General features: G+C 65.3%; 29 protein-coding genes. 17 read left to right on the top strand and 12 right to left on the bottom strand.

Annotated elements, in window-relative coordinates:
* Positions 1-21: 21 nt before the first annotated feature.
* The 3 genes from MQH31_RS13910 to pdxY all read right to left on the bottom strand — a co-directional run bounded on the left by MQH31_RS13910 (position 22) and on the right by pdxY (position 2,696).
* Complete coding sequence (locus MQH31_RS13910) at positions 22-549, bottom strand: magnetosome magnetite crystal formation protein family (RefSeq protein WP_243012528.1); 528 nt, start codon at positions 547-549, stop codon at positions 22-24.
* A gap of 119 nt (positions 550-668) precedes the next feature.
* Positions 669-1,796, bottom strand: coding sequence for a hypothetical protein (locus MQH31_RS13905; protein ID WP_243012527.1), 1,128 nt, complete (start codon positions 1,794-1,796; stop codon positions 669-671).
* A 48-nt stretch (positions 1,797-1,844) separates the two neighbouring features.
* A complete protein-coding gene (gene pdxY, locus MQH31_RS13900; RefSeq protein WP_243012526.1) occupies positions 1,845-2,696 on the bottom strand; it encodes a pyridoxal kinase PdxY in 852 nt (283 codons plus the stop codon).
* Between the two features lie 254 nt (positions 2,697-2,950).
* On the opposite strand from pdxY, the gene MQH31_RS13895 reads away from it, so the two are divergent.
* Entirely contained in the window at positions 2,951-3,736 is a 786-nt protein-coding gene (locus MQH31_RS13895) for a CPBP family intramembrane glutamic endopeptidase (protein ID WP_243012525.1), read from the top strand.
* Positions 3,737-3,868: 132 nt separating this feature from the next.
* Here MQH31_RS13895 and MQH31_RS13890 read toward each other — a convergent pair whose 3' ends face one another.
* Positions 3,869-4,372, bottom strand: a complete 504-nt coding sequence (locus MQH31_RS13890; RefSeq protein WP_243012524.1) for a VOC family protein — start codon at positions 4,370-4,372, stop codon at positions 3,869-3,871.
* 60 nt (positions 4,373-4,432) lie between these two features.
* Here MQH31_RS13890 and MQH31_RS13885 point away from each other — a divergent pair, with 60 nt between their 5' ends.
* Positions 4,433-5,239, top strand: a complete 807-nt coding sequence (locus MQH31_RS13885) for a helix-turn-helix domain-containing protein (RefSeq protein WP_243012523.1) — start codon at positions 4,433-4,435, stop codon at positions 5,237-5,239.
* Between the two features lie 76 nt (positions 5,240-5,315).
* On the opposite strand, the gene MQH31_RS13880 is transcribed toward MQH31_RS13885, so the two are convergent.
* Positions 5,316-5,810, bottom strand: coding sequence for a hypothetical protein (locus tag MQH31_RS13880; protein WP_243012522.1), 495 nt, complete (start codon positions 5,808-5,810; stop codon positions 5,316-5,318).
* 1,072 nt (positions 5,811-6,882) lie between these two features.
* Between MQH31_RS13880 and MQH31_RS13875 the strand changes: the two genes are divergently transcribed.
* Positions 6,883-7,311 (top strand): hypothetical protein, encoded by a 429-nt coding sequence (locus MQH31_RS13875; RefSeq protein ID WP_243012521.1) that lies wholly within the window; start codon positions 6,883-6,885, stop codon positions 7,309-7,311.
* 34 nt (positions 7,312-7,345) lie between these two features.
* On the opposite strand, the gene MQH31_RS13870 is transcribed toward MQH31_RS13875, so the two are convergent.
* A complete protein-coding gene (locus MQH31_RS13870) occupies positions 7,346-7,993 on the bottom strand; it encodes an NAD(P)-dependent oxidoreductase (protein ID WP_243012520.1) in 648 nt (215 codons plus the stop codon).
* Positions 7,990-9,063 (bottom strand): zinc-binding alcohol dehydrogenase family protein, encoded by a 1,074-nt coding sequence (locus MQH31_RS13865; protein ID WP_243012519.1) that lies wholly within the window; start codon positions 9,061-9,063, stop codon positions 7,990-7,992. Before MQH31_RS13865 ends, MQH31_RS13870 begins: the two co-directional genes overlap by 4 nt.
* Before the next feature lie 81 nt (positions 9,064-9,144).
* On the opposite strand from MQH31_RS13865, the gene MQH31_RS13860 reads away from it, so the two are divergent.
* The 4 genes from MQH31_RS13860 to MQH31_RS13845 all read left to right on the top strand — a co-directional run bounded on the left by MQH31_RS13860 (position 9,145) and on the right by MQH31_RS13845 (position 12,036).
* Complete coding sequence (locus tag MQH31_RS13860) at positions 9,145-9,702, top strand: TetR family transcriptional regulator (protein ID WP_134536140.1); 558 nt, start codon at positions 9,145-9,147, stop codon at positions 9,700-9,702.
* Between the two features lie 120 nt (positions 9,703-9,822).
* Positions 9,823-10,434 carry an MBL fold metallo-hydrolase gene (locus tag MQH31_RS13855; RefSeq protein WP_243012518.1) on the top strand — a complete coding sequence of 204 codons (612 nt, stop codon included), beginning with the start codon at positions 9,823-9,825 and terminating at the stop codon, positions 10,432-10,434.
* 118 nt (positions 10,435-10,552) lie between these two features.
* Entirely contained in the window at positions 10,553-11,179 is a 627-nt protein-coding gene (locus MQH31_RS13850) for a class I SAM-dependent methyltransferase (protein WP_243012517.1), read from the top strand.
* Positions 11,176-12,036, top strand: a complete 861-nt coding sequence (locus MQH31_RS13845) for an SDR family oxidoreductase (protein ID WP_243012516.1) — start codon at positions 11,176-11,178, stop codon at positions 12,034-12,036. The genes MQH31_RS13850 and MQH31_RS13845 overlap by 4 nt, the downstream gene beginning before the upstream one ends.
* On the opposite strand, the gene MQH31_RS13840 is transcribed toward MQH31_RS13845, so the two are convergent.
* A complete protein-coding gene (locus MQH31_RS13840) occupies positions 12,020-12,715 on the bottom strand; it encodes an alpha/beta fold hydrolase (protein WP_243012515.1) in 696 nt (231 codons plus the stop codon). The genes MQH31_RS13845 and MQH31_RS13840 overlap by 17 nt on opposite strands.
* A 130-nt stretch (positions 12,716-12,845) precedes the next feature.
* Here MQH31_RS13840 and MQH31_RS13835 point away from each other — a divergent pair, with 130 nt between their 5' ends.
* Genes MQH31_RS13835 through MQH31_RS13820 form a run of 4 tightly spaced genes read left to right on the top strand, consistent with a single transcriptional unit; the run spans position 12,846 to position 15,285 of the window.
* On the top strand, positions 12,846-13,394 hold the full coding sequence (locus MQH31_RS13835) for an RNA polymerase sigma factor (protein ID WP_243012514.1): 549 nt from the start codon (positions 12,846-12,848) through the stop codon (positions 13,392-13,394).
* Positions 13,384-14,178, top strand: coding sequence for a hypothetical protein (locus tag MQH31_RS13830; protein WP_243012513.1), 795 nt, complete (start codon positions 13,384-13,386; stop codon positions 14,176-14,178). Before MQH31_RS13835 ends, MQH31_RS13830 begins: the two co-directional genes overlap by 11 nt.
* A gap of 17 nt (positions 14,179-14,195) precedes the next feature.
* Complete coding sequence (locus MQH31_RS13825; RefSeq protein WP_243012512.1) at positions 14,196-14,888, top strand: hypothetical protein; 693 nt, start codon at positions 14,196-14,198, stop codon at positions 14,886-14,888.
* Between the two features lie 4 nt (positions 14,889-14,892).
* Positions 14,893-15,285, top strand: coding sequence for a LysM peptidoglycan-binding domain-containing protein (locus MQH31_RS13820; RefSeq protein WP_243012511.1), 393 nt, complete (start codon positions 14,893-14,895; stop codon positions 15,283-15,285).
* A gap of 50 nt (positions 15,286-15,335) precedes the next feature.
* On the opposite strand, the gene MQH31_RS13815 is transcribed toward MQH31_RS13820, so the two are convergent.
* Entirely contained in the window at positions 15,336-17,342 is a 2,007-nt protein-coding gene (locus tag MQH31_RS13815; protein WP_243012510.1) for an oxidoreductase, read from the bottom strand.
* Positions 17,343-17,460: 118 nt separating this feature from the next.
* Between MQH31_RS13815 and MQH31_RS13810 the strand changes: the two genes are divergently transcribed.
* From MQH31_RS13810 to MQH31_RS13800, 3 genes are all read left to right on the top strand, one after another.
* The gene (locus MQH31_RS13810) at positions 17,461-17,910 is read left to right on the top strand and encodes a MarR family winged helix-turn-helix transcriptional regulator (protein WP_243012509.1); all 450 of its coding nucleotides are present in this window, start codon (positions 17,461-17,463) and stop codon (positions 17,908-17,910) included.
* 113 nt (positions 17,911-18,023) lie between these two features.
* On the top strand, positions 18,024-18,914 hold the full coding sequence (locus MQH31_RS13805; RefSeq protein ID WP_243012508.1) for an aldo/keto reductase: 891 nt from the start codon (positions 18,024-18,026) through the stop codon (positions 18,912-18,914).
* Between the two features lie 5 nt (positions 18,915-18,919).
* Positions 18,920-19,675, top strand: a complete 756-nt coding sequence (locus MQH31_RS13800; RefSeq protein ID WP_243012507.1) for a carboxymuconolactone decarboxylase family protein — start codon at positions 18,920-18,922, stop codon at positions 19,673-19,675.
* A 96-nt stretch (positions 19,676-19,771) separates the two neighbouring features.
* On the opposite strand, the gene MQH31_RS13795 is transcribed toward MQH31_RS13800, so the two are convergent.
* On the bottom strand, positions 19,772-21,253 hold the full coding sequence (locus tag MQH31_RS13795; protein ID WP_243012596.1) for a CitMHS family transporter: 1,482 nt from the start codon (positions 21,251-21,253) through the stop codon (positions 19,772-19,774).
* Positions 21,254-21,475: 222 nt separating this feature from the next.
* Here MQH31_RS13795 and MQH31_RS13790 point away from each other — a divergent pair, with 222 nt between their 5' ends.
* The 3 genes from MQH31_RS13790 (at position 21,476) to MQH31_RS13780 (ending at position 24,916) form a co-directional block, all read left to right on the top strand.
* The gene (locus MQH31_RS13790) at positions 21,476-23,149 is read left to right on the top strand and encodes a sensor histidine kinase (RefSeq protein ID WP_243012506.1); all 1,674 of its coding nucleotides are present in this window, start codon (positions 21,476-21,478) and stop codon (positions 23,147-23,149) included.
* Entirely contained in the window at positions 23,146-23,805 is a 660-nt protein-coding gene (locus MQH31_RS13785) for a response regulator (RefSeq protein ID WP_243012505.1), read from the top strand. Before MQH31_RS13790 ends, MQH31_RS13785 begins: the two co-directional genes overlap by 4 nt.
* A gap of 163 nt (positions 23,806-23,968) precedes the next feature.
* Positions 23,969-24,916: a patatin-like phospholipase family protein gene (locus tag MQH31_RS13780; protein ID WP_243012504.1), complete on the top strand. Its 948-nt coding sequence runs from the start codon at positions 23,969-23,971 to the stop codon at positions 24,914-24,916.
* 30 nt (positions 24,917-24,946) lie between these two features.
* On the opposite strand, the gene MQH31_RS13775 is transcribed toward MQH31_RS13780, so the two are convergent.
* Both MQH31_RS13775 and MQH31_RS13770 read right to left on the bottom strand, forming a co-directional pair.
* Positions 24,947-25,429, bottom strand: a complete 483-nt coding sequence (locus MQH31_RS13775) for a cupin domain-containing protein (RefSeq protein WP_243012503.1) — start codon at positions 25,427-25,429, stop codon at positions 24,947-24,949.
* Positions 25,430-25,592: 163 nt separating this feature from the next.
* Positions 25,593-26,408, bottom strand: a complete 816-nt coding sequence (locus MQH31_RS13770; protein ID WP_243012502.1) for an alpha/beta fold hydrolase — start codon at positions 26,406-26,408, stop codon at positions 25,593-25,595.
* Between the last annotated feature and the right edge of the window lie 52 nt (positions 26,409-26,460).

Raw genomic sequence — 26,460 nt, 5'->3', positions numbered from 1 at the left:
GGGTGCTGCGACAGGCTTCAACTATCTTGCCGCCGGGATAAACGGGATCGCGATCTTTGGGTTTACAACAAGGGTATCTGCTGATGCCACCCCGACAATGGACACGATGAGGTGCGCTATCCAAGCCGCCCAGATCAGTAGATCCGCTACGAGAAGCAGCGGCGACATCCCCCCGCTGGTGCGTATATCTCCCGTGAGAACGAGCCCGACAATCCCGTTGGAGACCACGAGGGCCGCCCCGATTGCTGCGACAAGCGTCACGGTAATGGCCCAGTTCGCTGCCCACCGTGAATTCTCCCGCACCAGAGCGTCCGGGCGGCGGCGGTTCTGAGCCGCGAACACACCGAGCAGAATCGGAGCAAGCACCGCGCCCAAGAACGGAACGAACCAGAGGAACCCGATCCCCCAAAAGCGGCGGCCCGACGCGTTCGCCGCAGGTGAGTATTGGAGCGTCTGGTAGTCCGGAGGAAGGGAAGTCATGGTGAGTTCTATTCTTGTGACACCACAGCGCATCGACCATTCCCCAATCGGGGCATCGATCGTGTCCATGGGGGGGCGCTTGCTCAGGACCGATCAGCCGCGCGGGACTCTCACCCGGTGTGGCCGCGCCGGGACATCAGAAGCACAGCGACTGGCACATAGAACAGGACAGTCGCTGACCGTCCTCACTAGCGGGCGCGCGCTGTGATCGCTTCGGCGACGGCGAGTGAGCGGTCCGCGCCGGAGACTTCGACCGTGGTCGATCCGATTGAGAAGACAGCGGTGCATGGGCGGTTTGTCCGGTCGGCGCAGTCGGAGAAAGTGCCCTCGGTGTCGATCTGGCCGGGGAGGAGGGTCTTCTCGAAGGTGACGCTCTCTCGGGGGTTCGTGCCGATGTCACCCGCCATCCAGGCGTTGCCGGGGGCCAGGTCCATCTCCACAGACTTCATTCCCATTGCCGTGCATTTGACAATGCCGGCCCGCGTTGAAGCCAAGTCACTGATGCCCGCAAGCACGGCAGGCTCTTCCCATGCTTTCCACTGAACGGTTGGGTCTCCGATGACGGCGCCGAGCCGTGCCGCAGGAAGAAACGATTCGCATACTTCGGTACCGGTAGTCAGCGAGGCCTGCTTGTCCTGTGTGAACGTCGATGTTGTCGGCCACGCCAGCTGTCCCGGCGTCGCGTTGTCGATCGCGGCGAAGACGGCGCTCATTGCCGGTGAGGCATTGGCGAAAATTGTGTCGATTGATCCGAGCGGGGTACCGGTCGTACCGAGACCAGGGATGTTGAGCCGAATATCGATCCACGTGCCATTGACGATCGCAATCACTCCGCAGCCGGGAGTCCCGCAGCCGGCGGTGACAACTCGCCCACCGATCGTTCGCGTTTCGTCAGTGGGGCCATCGCCATAGAGGAACGGCGAGATGGCTGCAGGGGCATGAGGAAGAACTGCGACCTGAAGCCACGGCGAATCAGGCCTGTCGTCCTCGGGCACCCAGGCGCACGTGATGCCGCCCGCGGCGTCGACAGCGTAGGTAGTCAGCTCGGAGTACCCACGTTTTGCAAGCCACACCTGCGGGAATGACGCCGGGCGAGTCGGCGATTGCAACGCTTGATCGACCTGTGCCAGGTCGGCCAAATCACCGCAGGCGAGCGGTTCCGAAGACGCAGGAGCTGCAGACGAAGTAGGTGCAGACGAAGAAGGTGCAGTCTGCACCGGATCTTTCTGGACGGTCTGCCCCTCCGACGTCGTGCACCCAGATATCAGGACGACTACAGACATGGCTAGAAAGCCAGCCCCCCACAGACTCTTCATGAGCAGAACATATCAGCAACCCAGTCCGTAGCTCGGGGCCTCCAGCGGTTATCGCACGCGCCGGGCGGTGAACTGCATGCGCGGGTGCGCATAGAACTCTTGCGCCTGTACGAGCTGTAGCTCTCGCTCACCTGATTGGTAGGTCAGCTCGAGGAGATCGAAGACGCTGGACACGGTCCGTTCCAACGCCACCGCAGCGTCACCCGTCGCGCGGTAGTGCGCCGAGAAGAGCGCCGCGGTTACGTCGCCCGATCCGTTCGCTTTGAAAGGCAGATGGGGAGTCTGCACGATCCACGCGCCGGCAGCATCCACTGCGAGCATCTCGATGGTGCCGGGTTCGCGGTCGGGGCGTTCCACGCTGGTCACGAGCACGGTGCCCGGTCCCATCGCCCGGGCAATGTCGACGGATGCGAGTGTGGAGTCCAGCGTCGAGGGCTCGGTTCCGGTGAGGAATCCCAGCTCGAACTGGTTCGGAGTGATGATGTCGGCCACGGGGACGACGCGATCCCGAAGCAGGTGGGGGATCTCGGGCGCCACGAAGCACCCGGACTTTGCGTTACCCATCACGGGGTCACACGCGTAGATGGCCGAGGGGTTCGCTGCCTTCACCCGCTGCACGGCATCCACGATGACGTCGCCGATCCCGGTGCCGCCCTGGTATCCCGAGAGCACGACGTCGATCTGGGAGAGCACACCACGTTCTTCGATACCGAGGATGACATCGTGCACATCGTCGGGTGCGATGAGGGATCCGCGCCACGCGCCGTATCCCGTGTGGTTGGAGAAGTTCACCGTGTTGACCGGCAGCACTTCGACCCCGATGCGCTGGAGGGGGAACACAGCTGCGGAGTTGCCAACGTGGCCATAAGCGACGGCCGACTGAATCGAGAGAATCTTCACGACATCAATCTTCCTCCCTTCGAACGGCCAGGGCTGTCGGGGAGCCGTCTGACGATTTCTAGGGTTCAGCCAGCAGGAATCGGCCTGAATCTCCATCGGATTCGACGCGTTAGCCAACCGGCCACTCGCGGCGTGCGGCATAGTGGAATCGCTACAAGCTATGTCAGCAACACCGCACCACTGCCCGCACCTGGGCCGGCATAAAGGGCGGACCGGAACGGTCTCGTTCTCACCTCTCATCAGAGATGAAGTGCATGACGAACAAGCGCATGGTTGCAATGCTCGCCACTTTCCTCGCGGTCGCGACGGTAGCGTCCCCGCTCCTTTCTTTGCTGCAAGCGGCTGTCGGGCCGGACCCTGAGGTACTACGCCTGCCAACTTTTGCGACAGCAGTCGGGGCCGCGGTCGTATGGCTTTTCTGGCGGGAGAGCCTGAATTTTCCGCATTTGACCGGTCGAAGCGTCATGCGAGTGGCCATCCTTGCCGTGGTCTTCGCCGCCGTGACTCTCGCTGTCTTGATCGTGCTTAACGTGGCGGAAGGTAGCCCGTGGTCGCCGCTCGACGTGTCAACCCTCCCTGTCTCGCTCGGACTGGTTCTTGTGCTGCAACTGCTTGGGGTGGCCGGTGAGGAGGTCGGGTGGCGAGGTGTGGTCCAACCTCTTCTCGAGAACCGGTTTTCCTTGGTCTGGTCCGGCATCATCACCGGTGCACTGTTCGGCCTCGGCCATTTCTACGTCTTGCTCGCGGCGGGAGTGATTGTGTACCTTGCTTTCGTCGTCGCGGCGATAGGCCTGTCGGTGACCTTGGCCGTTTTGACCGTGGGGAAATCTTTTGCCGTACGAGTTCTGATTGCCACGTTTTTCCACTGGTTGGTGAACTTAGCGATGCTTCTGGCCTTTTCAAGCGGCGACGAGTCGTTGCTCTGGACCATCAATACTGCGATTGCCACCGGACTCGTCGCCGTCCTCGCCGTGGTCGTCACCAGGGGCTCAAAAGAAAGAAAATCCGACCAGTCTGAAACGGAGGCGGTCGCCGCATAAGAGCGAGATGCGAGGAGAATCGCCACACCGTGGTGATTCGAAGCCTTGGTTTCGAGAGTCGAACTCGTCGCAAATAACGCAGCCATGCTGTTCTGACCCGCAAAACGATCGCTGGCTGGCAATCTCGAGGGTTCAGCTATTCGCCGTCACCCAGGCCTTCACCCGGCCAGCACTCTCAGCCGATGACAGGTCTTCAACCCTCGTCATGAGGGACCAGCGCACACCGAAAGGGTCACGGATGCTTGCATACCGGTCTCCGGATACGAACGTCGTCAGCGGCTCGCGGAGGGTGGCGCCATTTTCAAGCGCTACGGCCAGGACCGTGTCGACGTCGGGGCAGTAGAAACCAAAGGAATAGCACACGTCGTCGCCGACGGGCGCGGGCACCAGGTGGAACGACGGGCCGGCCGACCCAAGCTGCAGGTGTCCGTGGGGAAGGGCGAGTTCCACATGGACGACCTCACCGTCCGCTTCCGAGACGGCGAGGAGCTCAGCGGAGAGGACGACTTGGTAGAAGCGTGCTGCGCTGGCCGGGTTAGCTACGACGATGAAGGGTGTGATCGAACTGAACCCGTGAGGGGTTCCATTGGTGGTGTGGGTGCCATCTGCGGCGCGGGTGTCGGTGAGTTCGCTCATGAACTCAGCTTCGCGGGCGAAAGCGGTTTCTCGCTTGGAGATTCGCGCCAGAATGGGCGTGTGACTGCGCAGCTTTTTGACCGGGGGGTGCTGTTCCCGAACCGCTTACCTGAGTTCCTGCGAGTACAGCCGGCGGAGATGGACGCGGATCTCGTTCGGTGGTTTTGGGGTTCCGAGTGGTCGTTCGCGGGCGACTCGATGAGTGAGCAGGTGGTTGTCCCGTTCAGTACCTGCAATCTCGTCATCGGGCCGGATGGAGCGTCGGTTACCGGGCCGACGACACAAGCGTCCCGCAGGGAGCTGCGTGGCACGGGGTGGGTTATGGCTGCCATGCTGCAACCCGCTGCAGCGTTCGCACTCGTCCGGTCGCCGGCCGACTTCCGTAACCAGGCTGTTCCCGTCAGCGCTGACGATCTGGTCGCCGCCGTAGCCTCGGCCTGCGCGGAGGAGGACATCTTCTCGGTCCGGTTCGGGAACGTTCGATCAGTTGTATCAACGTGGTTGCACAATCAGATCCCGGAAATCGGCGAGGCCGGGCGGAGTGCGAATCGCCTCGTTGCGACAGTCGATGCGAGAGACGATCTGAACACGGTGAGTGACGTGGCGTCCGCTGCTGGACTGTCCCTTCGCACTGCGCAGCGGGTCGCCCGGGAATATGTGGGTGTTTCGCTGGGCGGCATGATCCGTCGGCGCCGAGCGCAAGTTGCGTTCCAGAGCATTCGAGAGCAGCCGGAACTCCCGATCGCACAGGTCGCAGCCGGGGTCGGGTACTCCGACCAAGCCCATCTCGCGGGCGAAACGCGGCGTCTCCTCGGGAGCACAACGACCAGTTACCGGAAAAGCTCAATCGAGGGCAAGAACCCGTGAGCACGTTCGGGCGACCTTCGGCGACGGGCTGGATCGTGACGATGGTCCCGTCGCCCTCTCCCACCCGGCTCGCCAGCTAGAGGGTGATGCCCTTCACGCGCAACCGTCGAGGCGGTGGAGTCGTTGAGGTGTGCGTGTTGGATCGGGCGGACATCAACCCGAAGGCGGAAACCATGACGAATGCGAGGAGGCCAGCCACTCCAACAGGATAAAGAGTCGCCGTTTGGCCAATGAAGGCGAACATCCCGAGCCCCGCGAGGCCCGCACCGATGCCGGCGATGCCTCCTTGGACGAAGCGGGAATACCGCAAACGATGGTCGGTCAGGCCCAGTGCCACAGCGGCACCAACGAGGGCGGCCAGGCTGAACAATAAGCCACCGACCGTCGCGAAGATGAGTTCGAGTACGAGGCTGGACGAAGCTACGCCGGGGTTGGCGATGATATGGAGCGCATGTGCTCCGACGGCCAGAACCACCGACGAGATCAGGCCGAGGACTACCCCGAGTACCATCGTCACGGCGACCGCTCCGGGATTGCAGAAGGTTGTTTCTCTTTCGCTGACAGTCCCCATGCGAGACAGCCTCCCACGCGCGCACCCGCTTGTCAGCATCAGGAATCCCTTCTGAGATCCAGACCGACATTTCAACCCAGGAATAGCCGAGCGAGATGTGGGTGCGTGTTCGACAGGATGTCGTCGCCCGTGAGTGTGGACGGTCGTTCCCGCGTCCACGTAATCGGGGCTAGGGTCTTGCCAGCAGAAGTCGCTTCGCCATCGACGGTGGCGTCACCCGGATCCAATAAGAGCCTGATGGGGATGTGCATTCACATGGGTACAAGGGAAAATGGGTCTGGCCCTGTCTTTGTGATTGTCGCCTTCGCGGTGGTCGGCATCATGTGGATCGTGTTCGCAAACTCCTTCTTTGTGGGAGCTGCGTTTATTGCCTTGTCGCTCGGCTACCTCGTCTACCTCGTCTACGTGATCGTCAAGGAGCGTCAGGAGCTGAAGCGACCACGGCCGTAGCCAACGTCACGCCTGGGTGCACGGCGGTGTCTGGGGGAAGAACCTTCATCGTCCCGAGTTAAGAATTGCCTTCCGACAGACATGTAGTAAATGAAGACAGAATTCGGGTGCCGAGCTCGGGGGAGGGGAGAGGTGGACGACGTCGATCTCAGTGCGGCCTTGGAGCAGGCGGATCCATTCTCAGAGGCCGAAGTATCTCGAGTAGCGCCGTCCCTCCAGCGTCTGGTGCGGGCGGTCGCTGCGCTTGACCACGCAGCTCGGCGGCGGCGCCATCGTCGTTTCGTCATTGGGGGTATCGGTCTCGGCGTTGTATTGCTCGCTGGCACCGGAGCTTCCGCGCTTCCGGGAATTATCGAGTGGGCCCCGTGGACACCAGACATTGTGGTGGATCGGGCGTTCCCCATTTCGGACGGTACCGGTCTGACCGGGTGTGTCATCGTGATGCGGGTGGAACCGGACTCCGCAACCGGAGACGAGAACACGGATGCCCACGTCGCCGACGCACGCGCCTTTCTGCAGGGCCATGACTGGACGACCAGCGGGCGAAAGCCCAGCTCAGGGTTCGCCTGGCCGAATCACCCGACCTACCCACAACGACAGCGCTGATGAAAGTGACGACTCCATGAGCTTCAGAAGAAACCGCGCCCTGATCCTCGTCGCCGCGCTCCTGTTCAGCGGTTCCCTCACCGGGTGTGCACTGACGTCGCCGAGCGGCGCGGTCACCGATCCGCCTGAGATCGCCAGCTCAGCGGGCGCCACTCACGTTCCCGGGATCGCCACGCGGGTCTCGGAGTCTGGAACCGGCCCGAGGTCGATCATCGTGCCGAACCCGTCTCCCGATGCTGCGCACGTGGTGTTCTTCGCCCACTTCGAATGCTCCACCGGTACGGGCTCGGTCACCCTGGCCGATGACCCGAGCGTGTTCATGGGCGGCGAGTGCTCAGGACCGGGCGACTATCAGATGACCCTCCCGCCGGGGCTACCGCAGTACACCTTCACGATTGACGTTGGAGTGAGCAGCGCGTACAAGTTCTCAGGACATTTCGGCTGACTCGAACGAGCGCATCCGACGTCATGCTGCCGATCTATTTTCGGTAGCTGCTGAGGTCGCAGGTGTGAACGGCGGTCGGATCCGAGAGGAGCCGGTAGTTGTGGGCTGCGCAGTCTCGGAAGGTGGCGATACTCACCTTGCGGCTGGACCGCTCCAGGACACCTTTCGACGGACCGTCCGAGCCGATTCCGGCCCGGTGCACCATCCATTCGATGTCCATGGCGTCCTCTGCCAGATAGCGCATGACTGCTTCGTTGTCTTCGTGCTGGCCGATGTGTCCGCGCGCGATCGTGTTTCTGATCGCCCACAGTGCCGGCGACAGTCTCCGGTTCGGAGGAGCGCTGAGTCCGCCCGCCTGGTAGAGAAAGCGGCTGACTCCGTGGCGTCGCATCGCCGGCACCAGATTGCGCACGAAGGTGGTGTTGATCTTCTGCGTCTTCTGGAGCTGCGCATCGCCCAGCAACGACACCACGAAGTCGGCGCCGTCGACGAGCCGGTCGAGGTCAGGGGGATCGGTGATCGATCCCTGGTGGATCTCGAGGTTCGGGATGGTGCTGTCGAGCTTTGCGGGGTCTCGGGCGAGAACCCTGACGTGGTGTCCGTCGTTCAGCGCCAGCGAGATGAAATGCTTGTCGGTCTGCCCGGTTGCGCCGAAGACGAGAAATGTCCGTCGAATACTCAAGGGTGGATCTCCTCAGGGGTGACGGTGACGACGAGCTTGGTCGCAGAGACGCCCGCGCGCAGCGCCGCCAGAGCCCCGGGCACCTGGTCCAGTCCGATCCCGAAGACTCTCGGATCGGGTGCCGGCCGGAATTGTCCGGTGCTGAGCGCAACCGGAAGGAAGTCCCGGAAGATGGCCGGCCCGACCGGGGACTGCACGGGGGTGCCGCCCCAGATGCTCGTCACGCGGATGCCGCGCGCGCGTGCGAGGAACGACCGCACGCGTGTGAGCGGGTCGGGGTAGGCGGACGCTATGCGTCTCGTGCCGGAAGTGCGGCCCGCGATGCGCAGGGCGTGGGTGAGTGCCCCGGCTCCGATCGCAATGCTGCCGGCCAGGTGGCGGTGCCCTATCGCCTCCACGATCTGCTGATCCACCTCGTGGTCGCGGTAATCGAAGACGGCCTGCGCTCCCAGAGACCGCACGAAGTCATGGTTTTGACGACCGGCTGTGGCGATCACCGTGTAGCCACTGGCTCGGGCGAGCTGCACGGCGTTGCTGCCGACGCTTGTCGAGGCGCCCCACACGAGAACCACTTCGCCGCGAGGCGACGGTGACCAGGTCGGGAGCGGCAGGGCGAGTTGGTCTTTCTCGTACAACCCCGCGGCCGCGGTCGAAACGCCGAGTGGCAGAACCGCCGCCTGCTCGAAGGTCACACTGTCGGGCAGTTCGGCACACACCCTCTCGAGCACCGTGACGTAGTGCTGGAAGCCACCCTCTTCGGAATTGTTCCGCAGCCGCTCTTGTCCGGCCGCGAACCCCACTACCCGGTCTCCCACCTCGAATCGTGTCATTCCCTCACCGACGGCGGCGATCTCGCCGGCCACGTCGCTGCCGATGACGGTCGGATACCGCATCCATGGAGTAACGAGGCGACGAAATGGCCCGGTGATCGCGTCGACGGGGTTCACCGCTACCGCGCGGACTCGCACGACGACCTGACCCGGACCCGGTGTCGGGTGGGTGGACGTTCGAACCTCAAAACCTCCTCGGACATCGAGGAGCCAGAGCGCTTCGTTCGTCGGTGTCTTCATTGGGGGACCCCTCTTCAATCGATGACATTTCGTGTCATCCGATAACTCATTACACGTCGTGTCATCACGTAGACTCGTGTCATGCGATGGGCACCAGACGCACGCGGCCGGCTCCAGGGAGCAGCCCTCGAGCTGTTCTCCGAGCAGGGCTACTCGGCGACGACCGTTCCCCAGATCACGGCGCGGGCGGGTCTGACGACGAGAACGTTCTTTCGCTATTTCGCAGACAAGCGAGAGGTGATCTTCGGCGGTGACGAGATCCCGGAACGAGCCGCCCACCTGATCGCCGAGGCTCCTGAAGAGCTGGAGCCCATGGGCGTCATCCGGCTCGTGCTGCACCGAGTTGCGACCGAGCAATTCGAGGGGTATCGGAAGCAGACGGCCGCGGTACGCGCAATCATCCACGCGAACGATTCCCTCCGCGATCGGGATGCGCGCAAACGCGACGACCTCGTTCGCGCCGCTCGCACCGCCTTCATCGAGCGCGGTGAGTCGCCCCTCCGTGCCACCGTCGTCGCGGAGCTCGGCATTCTCGTCTTCCAGGTCGCTCTCGACGAATGGGCCATCGACGAAGAGTCACGATCGATGACGAGCGTCATCGACGCCGTCATGACCCTGATTGCCGGTGTCTCTCCCTGACGCGTGGTGCGGGCACGTCAGAGCGCTGCTACCCGAGTCCCGGAGCCGACCGTAGCCTCGGGGTACGTTGTGTGCTGTGAACGTTGGAATCCTGCTGGCAACCCGCAAAGGAGACGCATCATGAACGTCCCGATCACGATCACGCCCATCCATGTCGGTGACCTGACCGCGGAAGGCTACGCAATGCCGGTCTACGTGCACCTCATCGAACATCCCGATGCGCGAGTGCTCGTCGACACCGGTTTCACAGACATCCACCCCGCAGCAGCCGATCTCGACCCGCGCCCGCACTCTCTCAGAGAGCAGGCATTCGACCTCGAGAGCGTCGACATCGTCATCAACACCCACCTTCACTTTGACCACTGCGGCGGCAACCACCTCTTCCCCGATACTCCGATCTACGTCCAGCGCCAGGAACTTGACGATGCCCGCACGGAGGACGACTACACCATCCGAGAATGGGTGGACCCGCCCGGCGTGCAGTACGTGCCTGTCGATGGAGAGCTCGAACTGCTTCCTGGGATTCGCCTCCTTCCGGCGCCGGGCCACACCCGCGGATCACAGATCGTTGTAGTCGCCACGGGCGAGCGTCCGACGATCATCGCCGGAGACACCGCGGTCTGGTTCGGCGAACTGGAGAACCCGGAGACCGAAGGTCAGCTCCTGATTCGCTCGCTGCATCCTGAACACGTCTGGATCACCCATGAGCACACGAGCTGGACCCCTGACTAGCGCCGCGCATGCGCGACCCAGGTGTCGATCGGAGCTGCCGCCATCGCCCGGAATGAGCCGAGCGGGGTAGTCCATCGTCATCCGGGCAAGCAGCTCGTGCGCACCTAAACTCAATCGCATGGTCCACGACGTCAGCCGTACTGCGTACTCACGCCGGGCGGCGGAGTACATCGAACTCTTAGGGTCGATGACGGCCGTGCACCCGTCAGATCTGCACCTGGTATCTACCTGGGCCAACGAAGTCGACGGCGAGATCATCGACGCGGGGTGTGGCCCCGGTCAGTGGACGGACTTCCTCGCCAGGCACGGCAACGCTGTCCGCGGTATCGATGTGGTGCCCGAATTCATCGCGCATGCCCGGCACACCTATCCCGACGTGAACTTCACGCTCGGCAGTTTCGATTGCCTCGATGCCGACACCGGATCCGTCGGAGGGGTCCTGGCCTGGTACTCCCTCATCCACCACGAGCCCGAAACGATACAGGCGCCTCTCCTGGAGATCAGCCGTGCACTCAAACCCGGAGGCACGTTGCTCGTCGGGTTCTTCGAGGGCCCGCTGGTCGATGAATTCGCGCACGCGGTCACCGCGGCATTCCGGTGGCCCGTTGAGAGGCTCGGTGCCCACCTGCGGGCGGCCGGCTTCGATGTCGTCGAATCCCACGTCCGGAAGACCACCGGCCAGCGCTCACACGCAGCAATCCTCGCCCGACGCCGAGGTGCCACCCTCGAAAGGATCGAATCATGACCTCTGAACTTCTCTTCGCCACCACCGGCGCAACCGGCGTCGTCGGCGGCCTAGTTGCCCGGGACCTCGCCGACCGGGGGTGCACCCAGCGCCTGCTGGTGCGCACCCCGGCGAAAGCGCCCCAGTTGCCGGACAGCACCGTGCACCAGTTCAGCTACTCTGATCGGGCCGCCGCCAGTGCCGCACTTGACGGTGTCGACGTGCTGTTCATGGTCTCCGCGTCGGAGAGCGCGAAGCGGGTCGACGAGCACCGTTCCTTCATCGACGCGGCGGCCGCCGCCGGTGTCGGGCACGTCGTCTACACGTCATTTGCCGCCGCTGCACCGGACGCGACCTTCACGCTCGCCCGTGACCACTACGCGACCGAGGAATACATCAAGGCCTCCGGCATGAAGTGGACCTTCCTGCGCGACGGTCTCTACCTGGACTTCATGGAGGCCCTGGTCGGCGAGGACGGCGTCATCCGGGGTCCGGCCGGTAACGGCCGCGCGTCGTTCGTCGCCCGTGCGGACGTCGCCCGCACCGCAACGGCGGTGCTGGTCGACCCGGCCCCGCACGCCGCACGCACCTACGACATCACCGGCCCGGAGGCGCTCACCCTGGCCGAGGTCGCGGCCACTATCAGCCGTATCCGCGGCCAGAACGTCACGTTTCATGACGAGACCGTGGAGGAGGCCTACCGGTCCCGCGCCCGCTACGGGGCCCCCGACTGGCAGGTGGATGCCTGGGTCAGCACCTACACCGCGATCGCGAGCGGTGTCATGGCCCCGGTCAGCGACAGCATCGAGCAGATTACCGGTCTGGCCCCGATGAACCTCGAGACGTATCTCAGCGCGCACCCTACCGGAGAGCACTGAGCCAGTCGTCGATGGCGGCGCGTGCTGCGTCCGGCTGCTCCTGGATGAGGAAATGGCCGGCGTCTTCGACGACGGTGAATGCGGCCGCCGGCAGTGCGGCGGCCGTTTCTTCGGCGGCGTCAATGGGGATGAGGCGGTCGGCGGCCCCATGGATGATCGCGGTCGGACACTCGATCGACGGCAGAAGTGCGCGCAGGTCGGTTCGTTGGATGACTGCCCGTTGCTGGCGGAGGAAGGCCGCCGCGCCGACCGGCGTGGTCATGGCCCGCCAGGCGGCCAGGAGAACCGGGTCGGACTCATGGCCCGCCGCGACGACGCCGGCAAAGGCGGCGTCGACGAGAGCACCGAACTGTCCGTTCTCGACCAGCGCGGATTGCCGTTCACGCGACTGCACCTGCTGCTCGCTGTCGGCCCGCGCGGAGGTGCTCACGAGAGCGAGCCCGGCGACCCGCTCCGGCGCCTGCCGGAACACTTCGAGGGCGACATAGCCACCCATGCTCGTGCCGAGCACAGCCATCTCGCCGACGTTCTCCTGGAGAATCCGTTCGGCCATCGCAGCGATCGTGTCGTCGTGCCGGGTGTCCGCCAGGGTGACCTGGCCATGCCGCCAGACCGTGTCGATCACCGGAGCAAAGGCGAGTGGCGAACACAGCAGCGGGGGTATCAGCACGATCTTCATAGCGGCAGCATCGCACGAACCGCCGACACGGCAGCCAGGCCGGAGCGTGACATCCGCTATTTTGACCCCGATCAGGAGCAATTTGTCATGAATCGCCCGCGGATGACATTCAATAGTCAAGGGGGTGGTTATGGAGACTGTGGGGGAGTCCGACGGGGTGCTGTTGCGCCGGTCGGTCACAGGGGACCGCCGAGCGTTCGGGCTGCTGTTCGACCGGCATTCGCGGGCGGTGACCCGCTACGCCTGGGCACTCGTCTCCGACCGGATGGACGTTCAGGAGATCGTGCAGGACACCTTCGTGACGGCGTGGGCCAAGGCCGGTTCGGTGACGATCGCGGAGTCCTCGGCGCTGCCCTGGCTGCTGGTCACCTGCCGCAACCACGCCCTGAACCTGCGCCGCAAGAAGGCGACCCACCGCACCGAGGCGCTCCCCGAGGGGCTGGCGGATGTCGCGGCGAACGAAGACCACGCCCTCGCGGCCCGGCGGGTGAAGTGGGTCCTTGCCGAGATCGAGGCGCTCGATGATCTGGATCGCCGGATCTGCGCGCTGTGCCTGATTGAAGGTCGCTCCTATGCGGAGGCGGCCGCCCTCGTGGGTGCGAGCGTGGGAGCGGTCAGCAAACGGCTCGAGCGAGCGCGAACCCGACTCAGGACGGCGGTGGGCAATCATGACCAGTGAACCCGGCATCCGTCACCCGGACCCGGAGGAACCGCCCGTCGGCGCAGAGCTCGACGCGTTCGTCGCCGAGATGAAAGCCGAGGTGCTCACCCGCATCGGGCGCAGACCCCGCAAGCGATTCGGGCTCGGCCGCGGCGGACTGGTCGCGGTCCTCGTCACCTTGCTGGGCCTCGGAACGGTCGCGGGAACGGCCGTTGCGACGGGTGTGCTCAATTCGGGGCAGTCGAGCTCCGGGCCGACCACGATCGCGCTCACGGTGCCCGACTTCCCGGCGACCCACCTGCGGGTTACCTTCACCACCCTGACCGAGGGCAGCTACTCGCTCACGGTGCCGGGCGTGGTCGGCGCCGAGATCACCATGAAGCACGGTGCCGGCGGGGGGAGCATGGCGCAGACGGCCGAATTCCCGCTCCTGGACGCGTCGGTGCCGCGGGTGCTGTCGATCACGGCGACCCCGGGTGGGAAGTACACGGTCGACTCCAGCTACGTGAATCGTGGCCCCGCCGACTATCCCAACAACGACCGGGGCCAGACCTTCGGCACTCCTGCTGACGGTGCGACGAACACGCCCGACCTGCTCTTCGCCGTCGGCGACGACGACCAGGGCCAACCGGTGCAGGGATACGTGCTGATGACGGAACTGACCGTGCCCACCGGGCTGAGCGCGGCGTCCTGGTACGACTGGGTGATCACATTCCGGGCCAGCTACCCCGACGGCAAACCCCTGCCGCTCTACTCCAGTGACGGCACCACCGTCCTCGGCACCTTCCGCCTCTACCACTGAACAGGAGCACCCCTCTCGTGAAAGAACCACTGACAGTTCAGGCTCCGCGGCCGGTACGGGCATCCTGGAAGGTCCTCGTCATCGCCTTCGTGCTCCTGGTGCTGAGCGGATGCGCCGCAGCACCCGCATCCGTACCCGTGGCCACTCCGATCCCGGCTCCCACGCCAACGGTGCTCAGCGACACCGAGCGGCAGACGCTGGCCGAGAAAGCACAGACAACACTGCGCGCCGAGCTCGTGGCGACCTACCCCGGAGTCACAGTCCCGACGGTGACCCGCGAACGCTTCATCCGCCTCAATGAAACCGCGCCGGTGCTCTCGGCGTGCATGACAGCTGAAGGATTCCCCTCCTACGCCACCCTCTACAATGCTGTCGCGGGCTACGTGCCACCAGGCCAGGAACAAGCAAACGCGGTCGCAAACTACATCTGCAACACCCGCTTCCCGCTCGACCCGAAAGACTCGGTCCCGCTCAACGACTCGCAACTCACATATCTCTACCTGTACCAAACGACGGTGCTGATTCCCTGTCTAGCTTTCGCCCACGTCACCGTCGATCCGCCGCCCACCCTGCAGGACTTCATCGACAGCAACCACGTTGAGGGCGGAAGCGCCGCCGTGTGGGCGCCGGTCCTGAAGGGTACAGCAGGCGCGCTCGGCGACGGCATCTCCAAACAATGTCCGATCATGCCTGAACACCTCAAGGACTGACATCATGACCCGTGATCCACGCCGACTCAGTGTGACCGCCGCCCTGGCCGTCACCTTCGCGGTTGCGCTCGCCGGGTGCGCTGGTACCCCGACAAGCGCCGACGGCAGCGCGCTCGCCTCGCCGACGAGCACGCCCTCGCCGACGGCGACCTCGCACCTGTCGAAATATCCGACGCCGCGTGATCAAGGACCGGTTGAGGGCGCTGAAGGCACTACGACGACCGATAGTGCGGGCACGATCACCTATACCGTCGTCAGCGGAGACTCCACGAGCGCAATCGCCACTCGCTTCGGCGTCTACCCCGAGCAAGTCGAGACCCTCGTCGGCGGCAAGGTCGGGATGTCCACCATTCATCCCGGCGACAAACTCCAATTCGGCACCCGCGGCTACACGTGAGTGCCCGCCCGGCTGCGCTCAGGCGGGATGGCGGGCACTCAGCGATGAGGTCAGATGTTCTTCGTGACCTCGTAGGCATTCCAGATGGCGTACATGATGCTGGACACCTCGCCGGCATCTCCGATCAGGTGCAATTCGGGGCCGGAGAAACGCAACTCCTCGTACAGGGAGCGCTCCGAGACGTAGCCGACGGCCACGACGGCCGAATCCGCGATCAGGACCGTCTCCTGGTCGGTTGCGCGGTCCTTGACGACGAAGCCGCCATCGCGGGCCCCGGTCACCATGCTGTTCACGACCAGGTCGACGTTCTTGAACGCGATGAGGTCCCGGATCATGTCGGAGTTCGCGGTGCAGAGCGGACCACCGAGCTGCAGGATGTCCGGCTGGTATTCGACCAGGGTGACCTTCTTGCCCAGGCCCTCCAGCCACAAGGCCAGCTCGCACCCGACGAGCCCGCCACCGATGATCACGGCGGAGTCGCCGACGTCCTCCTTCAGGAGTAGCACGTCTTCCGCCGTGAACACCCGGTCGGAACCCTCGAGCGCCATGCGCTTGGGTGTGGAGCCCGTGGCGATGATGACACAGTCGTAGTCGCCGGCTTCAACCTGTTCCCGGGTCACCGTGGTGTTGTAGTGAATGGGGATGCCCATGGTCACCAGTTCGTTGGTGTACCACCGGGCGAGAGCGAGGTCGTCTTCTTTGAAGTCGGGCGCTCCGCCGGGGATCAGGTTGCCGCCGAGGTGATCGGACTTCTCGAAGACGTCGACGACGTGTCCGCGCAGGTGCAGGTTGCGTGCTGCCTCGCATCCGGCGACTCCGCCACCGACGACCATGATCTTCTTCTTGGTGATCGCGGGTTCCAGGGCGTAGGTCTTCTCGCGACCGGCGACCGGGTTCACGGCGCAGGAGATCGACGTGAAGTGCTGCAGCCGGCCCATGCAGGCCTCCTGGCAGGACAGGCACGGGCGGACCGTGTTGTACTTGCCGGCGCGGATCTTGTTGGGGATGTCGGGGTCGGCGAGCAGCGGGCGAGCCATGCCGATGAAGTCGGTCTGCTTGTTCCGGATCGCGTCGGAGGCGAGGTCGGGATCTTCCATTCGTCCGGCGGTGATCACCGGGATGTCCACGTGGCGCTTGAGGATCTCGTTGTACGGCAGGTAGAGGCCCTTGGCCTGGTACATCGGCGGGTGGGTCCAGTACCAGGAATCGTAGGTGCCGACATCCGCATTGAGGCAGTCGTAGCCGGCGGCCTCCATAGCCTTGGCCGTCTCGATGCCTTCCTCGATGTCGCGGCCCTGTTCCTCGAATTCCTCGCCGGGGAGCCCGCCCTGGCGCCAGTCCTTGATCATCGACTTGAGGCCGAAGCGCAGGGAAACCGGGTAGTCCGCTCCGCAGGTCTTCTTGATCTCCTGGACGATCTCCGTCGCGAATCGGAGGCGATTCTCCAACGATCCGCCGTACTCGTCGGTGCGGTGGTTGAAGAAGGAGATCGCGAACTGGTCCAGCAGATAGCCCTCGTGGAGGGCGTGGATCTCGACGCCGTCGAACCCGGCCTTCTTGCAGACCAGGGCGGCCTCACCGAACTTCCTGACGATGTAGTGGATCTCGTCAACGGTCATCTCGCGACAGACCACTCCATCGATCCAGCGGTGCGGGATGGGTGAGGGAGCAATCGCCGTCTTGCCCAGGATGGACGGAATCGACACGCGGCCGAAGCCTCCGGTCAGCTGGCAGAAGAACTTGGCGCCGTAGGCGTGCACGCGCTCGGTCATCTGCTTGGCGTTCTGGATGAAGTGGTTCGGGTTCAATGTGGCGCAGGGGAGGGACGGCAGAGTGCAGACCTCGACCTCGTTCTCCACCATGGTGGTGCCCGTAATGATGAGTCCAGTGCCACCTTTGGCGCGTTCCACGTAGTAGTCCGCCGCACGCTCGGTGTAGGCGCCCTGCTCGTCGCAGAACCCGCCCGGGCCCATGGGCTCCATCACGTAGCGGTTCTTAATTTCCAGGTTCTTAATTTTCAGCGGTTCGAATAGAACGCGGTATTTTTCGTCAAGCATGGTCACGGCCTTCTCTCGGGGCGGATTCGGAAGCGGTTGCGTCCTGAAATGCACGTTAAACTGAGATTGTCACAAACCTATGTTTGTGGCAAACCTATATTTATCCGGGAGGCTGGCCGTGAGCGAGATCGCGATCGAACTCACCCGGTTGCTCGGGCCGTTGCGGCGGGAGATGTCCCGGGCGACCCGGGCCGCCGAAGAGCTGCCGGACATCCCCGAAGCGCAGATCGAGCTGCTGCGGATTCTCGTCGCCACCGGTCCGGTCAACACCCGTGACGCCGCGGCCGCTCTTCGCATCGCTCGCCCGACCGTCAGCAACCTCGTGAAGGCCATGACAGCGGCCGGCTTGGTCGAGCGCGCCTCGACCGGGGACCTCCGTTCGGCGATGCTTGTTGCAACACCTCACGCGCGGGACATGCTCTTCCGGTTCGACCGCACGAGCACGGCGACCGTGGCCGCCGCCATCGCCAGGCTCTCGCCCGCCGAACAAGGCGTTCTGGCGTCCGCGATTCCCGTACTGAACCGGTTGCGAGATCTCTTCGAGCACCCGGTTCCGCCGGCCCCCTAGGGCCACCGTCGACTCCGGGGCGTGACCCGTCGACGCGGTTCAGAACGCGTAGATCGGCAGAGGGGTACCACGGGGCCCTCTCGGGCTGATGAGACCGCACGTAGCCTCGAATCATGACTACTTCGTTCACTCTCAACAATGGCGTCACTATCCCCGCGGTCGGACTCGGGGTCTTTCAGAGTTCCGCGGAGGACACCGCTGCCGCCGTCGAGACTGCACTGCGCACCGGGTATCGCCACATCGACACGGCCGCTGCCTACCTGAACGAGCGGCAGGTCGGCGAAGGACTGCGCAACTCGGGTGTCGATCGAACCGAGGTCTTCGTCGAGACCAAGGTCTGGATCAGCCAGTACGGCTACCAGGAGACTCTGCACGCCTTCGACGTCGCGACCGGCAAGCTGGGCCTCGACTACCTTGACCTGTTGATCCTGCACCAGCCGGTTCCGCTGAGTTTCGACACGACGCTCGAGGCCTACCGGGCGCTCGAGACCCTCCTGGCCGAGGGCAAGGTACGGGCGATCGGCGTGAGCAATTTCAAGCCGAAACACCTCGATGCCCTCCTGGAGGCGCGAACGATCGTTCCCGCCGTCAACCAGATCGAACTGCACCCGTACTTCGTGCAGAAGGAGACCCAGACGGCGGATGCTGCCCGCGGCATCCTGACCCAGGCGTGGTCCCCGATCGGCGGCATTAACTTCTACCCGGGCTGGGGCGACGGCACCGCGAAGAATCCGCTGCACGACCCGGTGATCGAAGCGATCGGAGCCGCGCACGGCAAATCGGCGGCGCAGGTCATGATCCGCTGGCACGTGCAGCAGGGGCGCAGTGCGATCCCGAAGTCGATCACCCCGTCGCGCATCGTGGAGAACTTCGACGTCTTCGATTTCGAGCTGACGGATGCCGAACTCGCGGCGATCGACGGGCTCGACCTCGGCATCCGTCGCGGCCCCGAACCGGACACCCGCCGGATCGACGAGAACCGCTACGTCATCCCGGAGGCGTGAGCACGATGGCGATCAGCGAACAGGCACAGAGGAACCACGACGCGCTCTTTCCCGGCCACGTGTCGACCCTGAAGCAGACCGATCCCGAACTCATCGAGTATTTCGACAACTTCGTTTTCGGCGACGTCCTGGCCGAGTCTGCCCTCGATGTCCGGACGCGTCTCATCCTGCAGCTGGGCTCGATGATCGCGTCGCAGGCGCTGGGGGAGTACCGCGTCATGCTCGGGGCGGCTCTCGGTGCCGGCGTCACGCCGGTCGAGGCCAAGGAGATCGTCTACCACGCGGTGCCCTACGTGGGGATGGCGAAGGTGTTCGACTTCCTTCATCTGACCAACGAGATCCTCGTCGAACGCGGAGTCGAGCTCCCGCTCCCCGGGCAGTCGACGACGACCCCGGAGAGCCGCGCCGAGAAGGGCCTTGCCGTTCAGAAGGAGATCATCGGGGCGGACCGGATCGACGCGATGTACGCCAGCGCGCCCGCCGGTCAGCTGCACATCCAGCGCTTCCTGTCCGACAACTGCTTCGGCGACCACTACACCCGCACCGGCCTCGACACTCAGCTGCGCGAGCTGCTCACCTTCGCGATGCTCGTCTCCCTCGGCGGATGCGAGCCGCAGGTCGGCGCGCACGTCGCGGCGAATCTCCGGGTCGGTAACACCCGGGCGATCCTCGTCGACGTGCTCACCCAGCTGCTGCCCTACATCGGCTACCCGCGCACCCTCAACGGGCTGCGCGTCGTCAACGAAGTGACACAACCGTGAACACTCGGGCCGGTTTCGGGAGGCCGACCCCCGACGCTTGAGGTACCCGCGGGCGTGAGGGCCAGCCGGCACTCACGCCCGGGCACGCTGCGGCGTTCAGCCGAACGGGACCGCGCCGACGAGCACTCCGACGATCAGCATGACCAGCGAGATCGCGCAGGCTCGCCAGAGCACTTTCCTGTGGTGGTCGCCGAGGTTGACGCCCGCAAGGGAGACGAGCAGAAGAATGGCCGGTACCAGCGGACTCTGCAGGTGAACGGGCTGACCGATGATCGAAGCGCGGGCCATCTCGACCGGGGAGATCCCGTAGGTTGCTGCGCTCTCGGCGAGCACGGGAAGAATGCCGAAGTAGAACGCGTCGTTGGACATGAAGAAGGTCATCGGAATGGAGAGCACTCCGGTGATGACCGCGAGGTACTCACCCATCGACGCCGGCACGACCTGGACGACCCAGTCGGCCATGGCGGTCACCATCCCGGTGCCGTTCAGCACGCCGACCAGGACGCCTGCTGCGAGCACCATTGAGACGACGCCGACGATGCTGGGGGCGTGCGCGACGATCTCGTCGGCCTGGCCACGGAGCCTCGGGAAGTTGATCACGAGCGCCAGACCCGTGCCCACCATGAAGATGTAGGCCAGGGGCATGACGTCGAGCACAAGCAGCACCATGACGGCGACCGTGAGCCCGAGGTTCACCCAAATGAGCCTGGGCCGCAGCGTCGGACGATCCGCCCGCAGCATCGTGTCAGCCATCATCGTGTCGTGATCGTCGGCTTCGAGCACCGTCTGCCCGGCCAGGGCCGTGTGCCCGAGCGGCACACGCTGACCAGGGCGAACGGTCACGATGCCGGTCGTCGACAGGGTCGCCGCAGCCCCCGGACTGACCTCCGTGCCGCGCACGACGCGGTTGCCGCCGAAGAACCCACGCCAGAAACCGGGCGACGTCACCGGGGAGGCATCCGTCTGTGCGGCCCGCGAGTACTCGAGCGACCCGACGCGCTTGCGTTCGCCGAGCCCCAGGAACCAGGCGAACACGAGGGCGATGATGACTCCCGTCGCCAGAGACGGCAGCATCGGCACGAAGATCTCGGTCGGCGACACGCCGAGCGCCGACGCCGCCCGCACGGTGGGGCCACCCCACGGCACGATGTTGAGCGTGCCGTTCATCAGGCCTGCAACGCACGTGAGTACAACCGGGCTCATGCCCAGCCGCAGGTAGATCGGCAGCATCGCAGACGTCGTGATGATGAAGGTCGTCGACCCGTCGCCGTCGAGCGATACCGCGCCGGCCAGGATCGCCGTGCCCAGGACGACCTTGGCCGGATCGTTGCCGAGGAAGCGGGTGATGAAGCGGATGAGGGGATCGAACAGCCCGACATCGATCATGATGCCGAAGAACATGATCGCGAACATGAGCAGCGCCGCCGTCGGCGCCAGATCCCCGATCGACTCGATGATCATGTCGCCGAGGCCCAGGCCGGCGCCCGCAAAGAGGCCGAAGATCGTCGGGACGAGAATGAGGGCGACCATCGGCGTGAGCCGCCTGGTCATGATGAGCACCATGAAGGTGAGGATCATGGTGAATCCGAGGATGACGAGCACATCGACTCCTTTGTCTATGTCTGAATGGTGCGGCCGAGCCAGGTGAATCCCGTTCGGCGGTCACTGCCGAGGCGGATGACGATTGGCCTGAAGCTTAGGCAGGCCGAGGGCGCGGCATCCGGTATCTCCCTTTGCTGCACGTATTGCGCATAGGGTTGGTTGTGCGCATTCTGCTCAATGCGCCGCAAGGGGGCGGAGATGCGGTTCTCGACACAGATGATGCTGCTGCAACTCGCCTGCGTGAGCGTGGTCGTTGTGATCTGCACCGGCGTGTTCGTCTGGATCGGCGTGCAACAGCTCCGGGCCGAGGCCGAGACCTCTGCACTGTCGATCGCCCGCACGGTCGCCGCAGATTCCGATGTGCGCGAGGCGATCGCCCGAGCTTCTGCGGATGTCGGCACGCCGACCAACGCGAGCCTCCGCGGTGGACCGCTCGCCGCGCTCGCCGCGGCCGCAGAAGCCAACACCGGCGCCCTGTTCATCGTGATCACCGACGATCACGGAATCCGATTCGCACACCCGGAGCCGCAGCTGCTCGGAGCAGTGGTGAGCACGGAGTTCGCTGAGGCTCTGGCCGGACGCGAGACGGTGTCGTGGGAATCGGGCACCCTCGGTGAGTCGGCTCGGGCAAAAGTTCCCGTCCGCGATCCCACCACCGCTGCGCCGGTGGGCGAGGTGAGCGTCGGCTTCGCTCCGAGCAGTGTCTTCAAGGAGCTTCCTCTCCTGCTGGCGGGCGTCGCGCTGGCTGCCGCCGTCGCCCTCGCACTGGGCGCTGTCGTGTCGTTCGTCATCCAACGCCGCCTCGAGCGACTCACCCTCGGCCTGCAGCCCGAGGAGCTGGCCGTGCTGGTCCAGAACCAGGCGGCGGTGCTCGACGGCGTCGGAGACGGAGTGCTCGCCTCCGGACCGGACGGCGTCGTGACCGTCGCCAACGCGACGGCCGCCCGATTGCTCGGCATCTCGGACCTGGTCGGACGCCGCATCCGGGGCCTCGAATTGCCAGGGCCGGTGGTCGCGGCCCTCGCCGGTGAACCGAAGCCGCCGTCCCAGGGAGGGCGGGGAGCGGATGCCGCCGAGCCGCTCGTACTCGCCGACCATGTCGTCTACATCGACACTCATCCGGTGTCACGCGCGAATCGGGACCTGGGTCTGATCGCGGTGATCCGCGACCGCACCGACATCGTGAACCTCATGGATCGCCTGGAAACCGTGGCGGCGATGACCGACGCACTTCGGGTGCAGCGTCACGAGTTCGCGAACCGCCTGCACGTGACGGCCGGTCTGATGGATGCGGGCCGCGTGCCCGACGCTCGGGGCTACCTCGACGACGTGCTGGAGGCGTCACGCATCCACGAGGGTTCGGTCGCCGGTGGGCACCTGACCGAGCCATTCCTGGTGTCGCTGGTGGAAGCCAAGGCCGCGCAGGCCGGTGAACGCGGAATCCACCTGTCGGTGGGCCCGGACTCACTGGTGCGCGGGGTCGTCACTGCGCCCGCGGATGTGGCCACCGTGCTCGCGAACCTCGTTGAGAACGCGGTGAGCGCCGCCGTGCGCGGTCGGCAGCCGGGCTGGGTGGAAGTGGAACTGCTCGACGACGGTGACACGCTCGTCCTGACCGTGGCCGACTCCGGGCCGGGGGTGCCCGACGCGGCACGCGTGTTCAGTGACGTGCCGAGCACCTACCTGGACCCGGACGCGGTGCATGGGCGGGGCATCGGCCTTCCGCTCGTGCGTGAGATCGCGGCGCGCCTCGGCGGGGAGATCTGGCTTGCCGACGCCGGAGGCCGGGACGGAAACGGTGCGGTCTTCTGCGCCCGCCTGCCCGGGGTCATGGGACCGCCGGCCCGCCCAGCACAAGGAGAAGAACAATGACCGATCCGATTTCCGTCCTTGTCGTCGACGATGACTTCCGTGTCGGCGGCCTCCATCGCGATATCGTCGATGCGTGCACCGGCTACACCGCCCTGGAACCGGTTCGGGGAGTGCGGGCCGCGCGCGCTGCGGTGCGCGATCTGTCTCCCGACCTCGTCATCTGCGACGTCTACCTCCCCGACGGCGACGGGATCGCCTTCGTCGCCGAGATCGACGTTGACGCGTTCATGATCAGTGCGGCATCGGATGGCGCCACCGTGCGCCGTGCCCTTCGCGCCGGCGCGTTGGACTACCTCATCAAGCCGTTCGAACCCGCACGCCTGACCGAGCGGCTGGGGGCGTACCGCCGGTTCCGCACCCTGATCGCCGAAGACCGCAACCTCGACCAGGATGCGATCGAACGGGCCCAGCGGGTGCTGCATGGTCGGGACGGTGGTGTCGCGTCGGTGTCGCGGTCCACGACCGAGAAGTTGCTCATCGACCTGCTCCAGGACGGGGAATCGTCCGCGAGTCTGATCGCCGGCCGTGCCGGCCTGTCCCGCGCGACGGCGCAGCGGCACCTTGCCGCCCTGGCAACCCGCGGTGACGTCGACGTGACCCTCCGCTACGGCTCGACCGGTCGCCCCGAGCACCGATACAGTGTTCGATCGCACTGAGGATCACCCACAACGGTAGGATTTCTACTGAACGTGACGCGATCTGAGGAGGTGAGCCCGATGCACACACTGTCCACTCTGGGCGCTCCTTTCGAGTTCACGATCGCGCGACTGACGTAGCCGTCGCGGGGAGCGCTTCACGCACTCTCAGAAAGCTACGACGATGAATGAACACCGTTTGCACAACCCGGACACGATCTCACGCGACGTTTCCCCGCATCCTTCCCGAACTGCCCTTGTCCTCGGTGGCGGCGGATCGACGGGTAACGCGTGGCTGATCGGGGTCGTCGCAGGCCTGTACGACGCCGGTCTGAACGTGACCGACGCCGATCTGATCATCGGGACCTCGGCCGGAGCGACCGCTGCGGCGCAGCTCACGGGCGCGATCCCCGCTGACTCGCTGGCTGCCACTCTGGTCGCCGTGCCCGTCCCTGCGCGGCGCACCGCCCTGGCCGGTTCGGTCGACCATCGCGCTCAAAGTGGTCCGGTGATCGATCACCTGGAACGTAGGCGCCGTATCATCGCCGCCGCCGAGGACGCGGCCGACATGCGTCGCAGAACGGGTGGCGCTGCGCTCGACCTCGCCGCAACATCCGACCCGTCGACGCAGGCGCGGTGGCGCGCGACCGTCGCTTCGCGCCTGCCCAGCCAGCACTGGCCCGAACAGAGAGTCCTCATCACTGCGGTCAACGCCGAGACCGGTGCGCCGGTGGTATTCGACCGGAACAGCGGGGTCGATCTGGTGGACGCAGTGGCGGCCAGCTGCGCCAGTGGCTTCGCCTACGGTGTCGACGACGGCCGTTACATCGACGGTGGGTACCGGTCCAACGCCGAGAACGCCGATCTGGCCGCCGGGTACGAGCGGGTCCTGGTGCTGTCACCGTTCGGCGGCCGGGCGCTGACTCCCGTGGAATGGGGCCTGCATCTCGCCAGCCAGGTCGACGCGTTGCGCGCAGGGGGCAGCCGGGTGGAAATGATCTTCCCCGAGAGCAGCGCCGACCACCTGTTCGGCGCCAGCGCGATGGATGTCTCGTTGCGCCCGTCCGCCGCCCAGGCCGGCTACGACCAGGGCCGGGTCCGTGCGGAGCGGCTTATGGAGTTCTGGCGCTGAACGACGCCGCCCGAGGGCTCAGGAGAGCGACTAGGAGCGTGCCTCCTCGTCGGGGCGGGACGAGGCGGGTTGCTGTGTCCAGTCGGGCGGCGTGTCCGTTCCGGCATCTTCGTCGGCTGCGGCGTCGGCGGCGGTCTTGTGGATGTTCCCGGCGGCGTGGTGGACGGGTGCGTAGACGACGTAGAGGTTCATGGGTCCGTCACCGGTATTGGTGACGTTGTGCCAGGTGCCCGCGGGGACGAGGATGCACCACCCGTCGGAAACGTCCTGCTCGAAGACAAGGTTGTCTTTCTCCGGTCCCATCTGTGCCCTTCCTGCGCCCGCATCGAGGCGCAGGAACTGGTCGGTGTCGGGGTGCATTTCAAGTCCGATGGATTCTCCGGCAGGGATGCACATCAGCGTGACCTGCAAATACTTGCCACTCCAGGCCACGGTTCGATAGTTCGTGTTCTCGGTCGTGGCGGTTTCCAGGTCGAAGGAGTCCGGGTTGGGGCCAATGTCGCTGCGAGTCATGGTGGAGGTACCTTCTTCTCGGGTCGGGGGCTTACCTCCAGTCTCGTTCAATCGGCCCTGGTCGGCTACCGTTCAGGGTCCCTGCGACGTCGATGACCGCGCACTGGCTGACGGAGGAGGCGGTTGTGCCCGCCGCGGCCTCACCGCGCCCTTGACCTGCGGGTCAGCCCGTTCCTGATCGCGCTCGAACGAACCAATCGTCGAGGAGCGCCGCGAACAGGGCCGGGCGCTCGTGCATGAGGGCGTGACCGGCGTCATCCACGACGGCCAGCGTCGCGTGAGGGTAGGACGTGAGTAGCGCCGTCGCATCGACATGACCGACGATCGAGTCACGCCGTCCCGCGAGGATCAGCGTCGGCGCCGCGAAGTCGTGCGAGTCGAGCTCAAGGGTCCACCGGGCAAAAAGCCGTCCCAGTGCGACCTCGTCCACGAGCGTCTGCCCGGGCACGGCGGCGTCGCGGTAGCGGCGAGCAGTCGCTCGGGTGCGCACCACGAAGTACTCGTCGAAACCCGCACGGTGCGCAGGCTCGAGCTCGTCGTACGCATCGGCGTCCCGACGCACCGCCTCATGCCTCGGTACGTTCCGGCTGGTCTCGGCAGCCGGGCAGACGAGAGCCAGGCCGCGCACCGCATCCGGTCGCCGGGCGGCGACACCGCGAGCCAGGTAGGCGCCGTAGGAATGGCCCAGCAGCAGCACGGGACCGGCGTCCAGGTGGTCGAGGAAGGAGCACAGCGCGGTCACCACGTCGGCGTTTCCGGTCAGGCCGTCGGCCGTCGAGAGTCCCATGCCCGGGAGATCGGGATAGATCCGCTGAAGTCCCCGACTTTGCGACGAGGCACCCTCGCCGATTCGGAGAGCGTCTTCGACTGCGGCCTCGATCTCGCGATGATCCACGCCTGCGCCATGGAGCGCGACCAGCGGCACGCCCTCGCCAAGCGCGACGAAGTGGATGAGCGCATCACCGATCCGGTACTCCACGCCAACACCCTAGTAACCCGTTCCGAAACGGGTCAAGGTGACCGCGGGGACC

The organism is Cryobacterium zhongshanensis (genome assembly GCF_022760445.1).
Lineage (GTDB): Bacteria > Actinomycetota > Actinomycetes > Actinomycetales > Microbacteriaceae > Cryobacterium > Cryobacterium algoricola.
This window is presented reverse-complemented; position numbering and strand designations above follow the sequence as displayed.

Excerpts from the sequence above, each read along its gene's own strand:
- MQH31_RS13910 (WP_243012528.1), bottom strand. The coding sequence starts at position 549 with ATGGACACGATCGATGCCCCGATTGGGGAATGGTCGATGCGCTGTGGT.
- MQH31_RS13905 (WP_243012527.1), bottom strand. The coding sequence starts at position 1,796 with ATGAAGAGTCTGTGGGGGGCTGGCTTTCTAGCCATGTCTGTAGTCGTC.
- MQH31_RS13895 (WP_243012525.1), top strand. The coding sequence starts at position 2,951 with ATGACGAACAAGCGCATGGTTGCAATGCTCGCCACTTTCCTCGCGGTC.
- MQH31_RS13890 (WP_243012524.1), bottom strand. The coding sequence starts at position 4,372 with ATGAGCGAACTCACCGACACCCGCGCCGCAGATGGCACCCACACCACC.
- MQH31_RS13880 (WP_243012522.1), bottom strand. The coding sequence starts at position 5,810 with ATGGGGACTGTCAGCGAAAGAGAAACAACCTTCTGCAATCCCGGAGCG.
- MQH31_RS13875 (WP_243012521.1), top strand. The coding sequence starts at position 6,883 with ATGAGCTTCAGAAGAAACCGCGCCCTGATCCTCGTCGCCGCGCTCCTG.
- MQH31_RS13865 (WP_243012519.1), bottom strand. The coding sequence starts at position 9,063 with ATGAAGACACCGACGAACGAAGCGCTCTGGCTCCTCGATGTCCGAGGA.
- MQH31_RS13860 (WP_134536140.1), top strand. The coding sequence starts at position 9,145 with ATGCGATGGGCACCAGACGCACGCGGCCGGCTCCAGGGAGCAGCCCTC.
- MQH31_RS13855 (WP_243012518.1), top strand. The coding sequence starts at position 9,823 with ATGAACGTCCCGATCACGATCACGCCCATCCATGTCGGTGACCTGACC.
- MQH31_RS13850 (WP_243012517.1), top strand. The coding sequence starts at position 10,553 with ATGGTCCACGACGTCAGCCGTACTGCGTACTCACGCCGGGCGGCGGAG.
- MQH31_RS13845 (WP_243012516.1), top strand. The coding sequence starts at position 11,176 with ATGACCTCTGAACTTCTCTTCGCCACCACCGGCGCAACCGGCGTCGTC.
- MQH31_RS13840 (WP_243012515.1), bottom strand. The coding sequence starts at position 12,715 with ATGAAGATCGTGCTGATACCCCCGCTGCTGTGTTCGCCACTCGCCTTT.
- MQH31_RS13835 (WP_243012514.1), top strand. The coding sequence starts at position 12,846 with ATGGAGACTGTGGGGGAGTCCGACGGGGTGCTGTTGCGCCGGTCGGTC.
- MQH31_RS13830 (WP_243012513.1), top strand. The coding sequence starts at position 13,384 with ATGACCAGTGAACCCGGCATCCGTCACCCGGACCCGGAGGAACCGCCC.
- MQH31_RS13820 (WP_243012511.1), top strand. The coding sequence starts at position 14,893 with ATGACCCGTGATCCACGCCGACTCAGTGTGACCGCCGCCCTGGCCGTC.
- MQH31_RS13815 (WP_243012510.1), bottom strand. The coding sequence starts at position 17,342 with ATGCTTGACGAAAAATACCGCGTTCTATTCGAACCGCTGAAAATTAAG.
- MQH31_RS13805 (WP_243012508.1), top strand. The coding sequence starts at position 18,024 with ATGACTACTTCGTTCACTCTCAACAATGGCGTCACTATCCCCGCGGTC.
- MQH31_RS13800 (WP_243012507.1), top strand. The coding sequence starts at position 18,920 with ATGGCGATCAGCGAACAGGCACAGAGGAACCACGACGCGCTCTTTCCC.
- MQH31_RS13795 (WP_243012596.1), bottom strand. The coding sequence starts at position 21,253 with ATGATCCTCACCTTCATGGTGCTCATCATGACCAGGCGGCTCACGCCG.
- MQH31_RS13790 (WP_243012506.1), top strand. The coding sequence starts at position 21,476 with ATGCGGTTCTCGACACAGATGATGCTGCTGCAACTCGCCTGCGTGAGC.
- MQH31_RS13785 (WP_243012505.1), top strand. The coding sequence starts at position 23,146 with ATGACCGATCCGATTTCCGTCCTTGTCGTCGACGATGACTTCCGTGTC.
- MQH31_RS13780 (WP_243012504.1), top strand. The coding sequence starts at position 23,969 with ATGAATGAACACCGTTTGCACAACCCGGACACGATCTCACGCGACGTT.
- MQH31_RS13775 (WP_243012503.1), bottom strand. The coding sequence starts at position 25,429 with ATGACTCGCAGCGACATTGGCCCCAACCCGGACTCCTTCGACCTGGAA.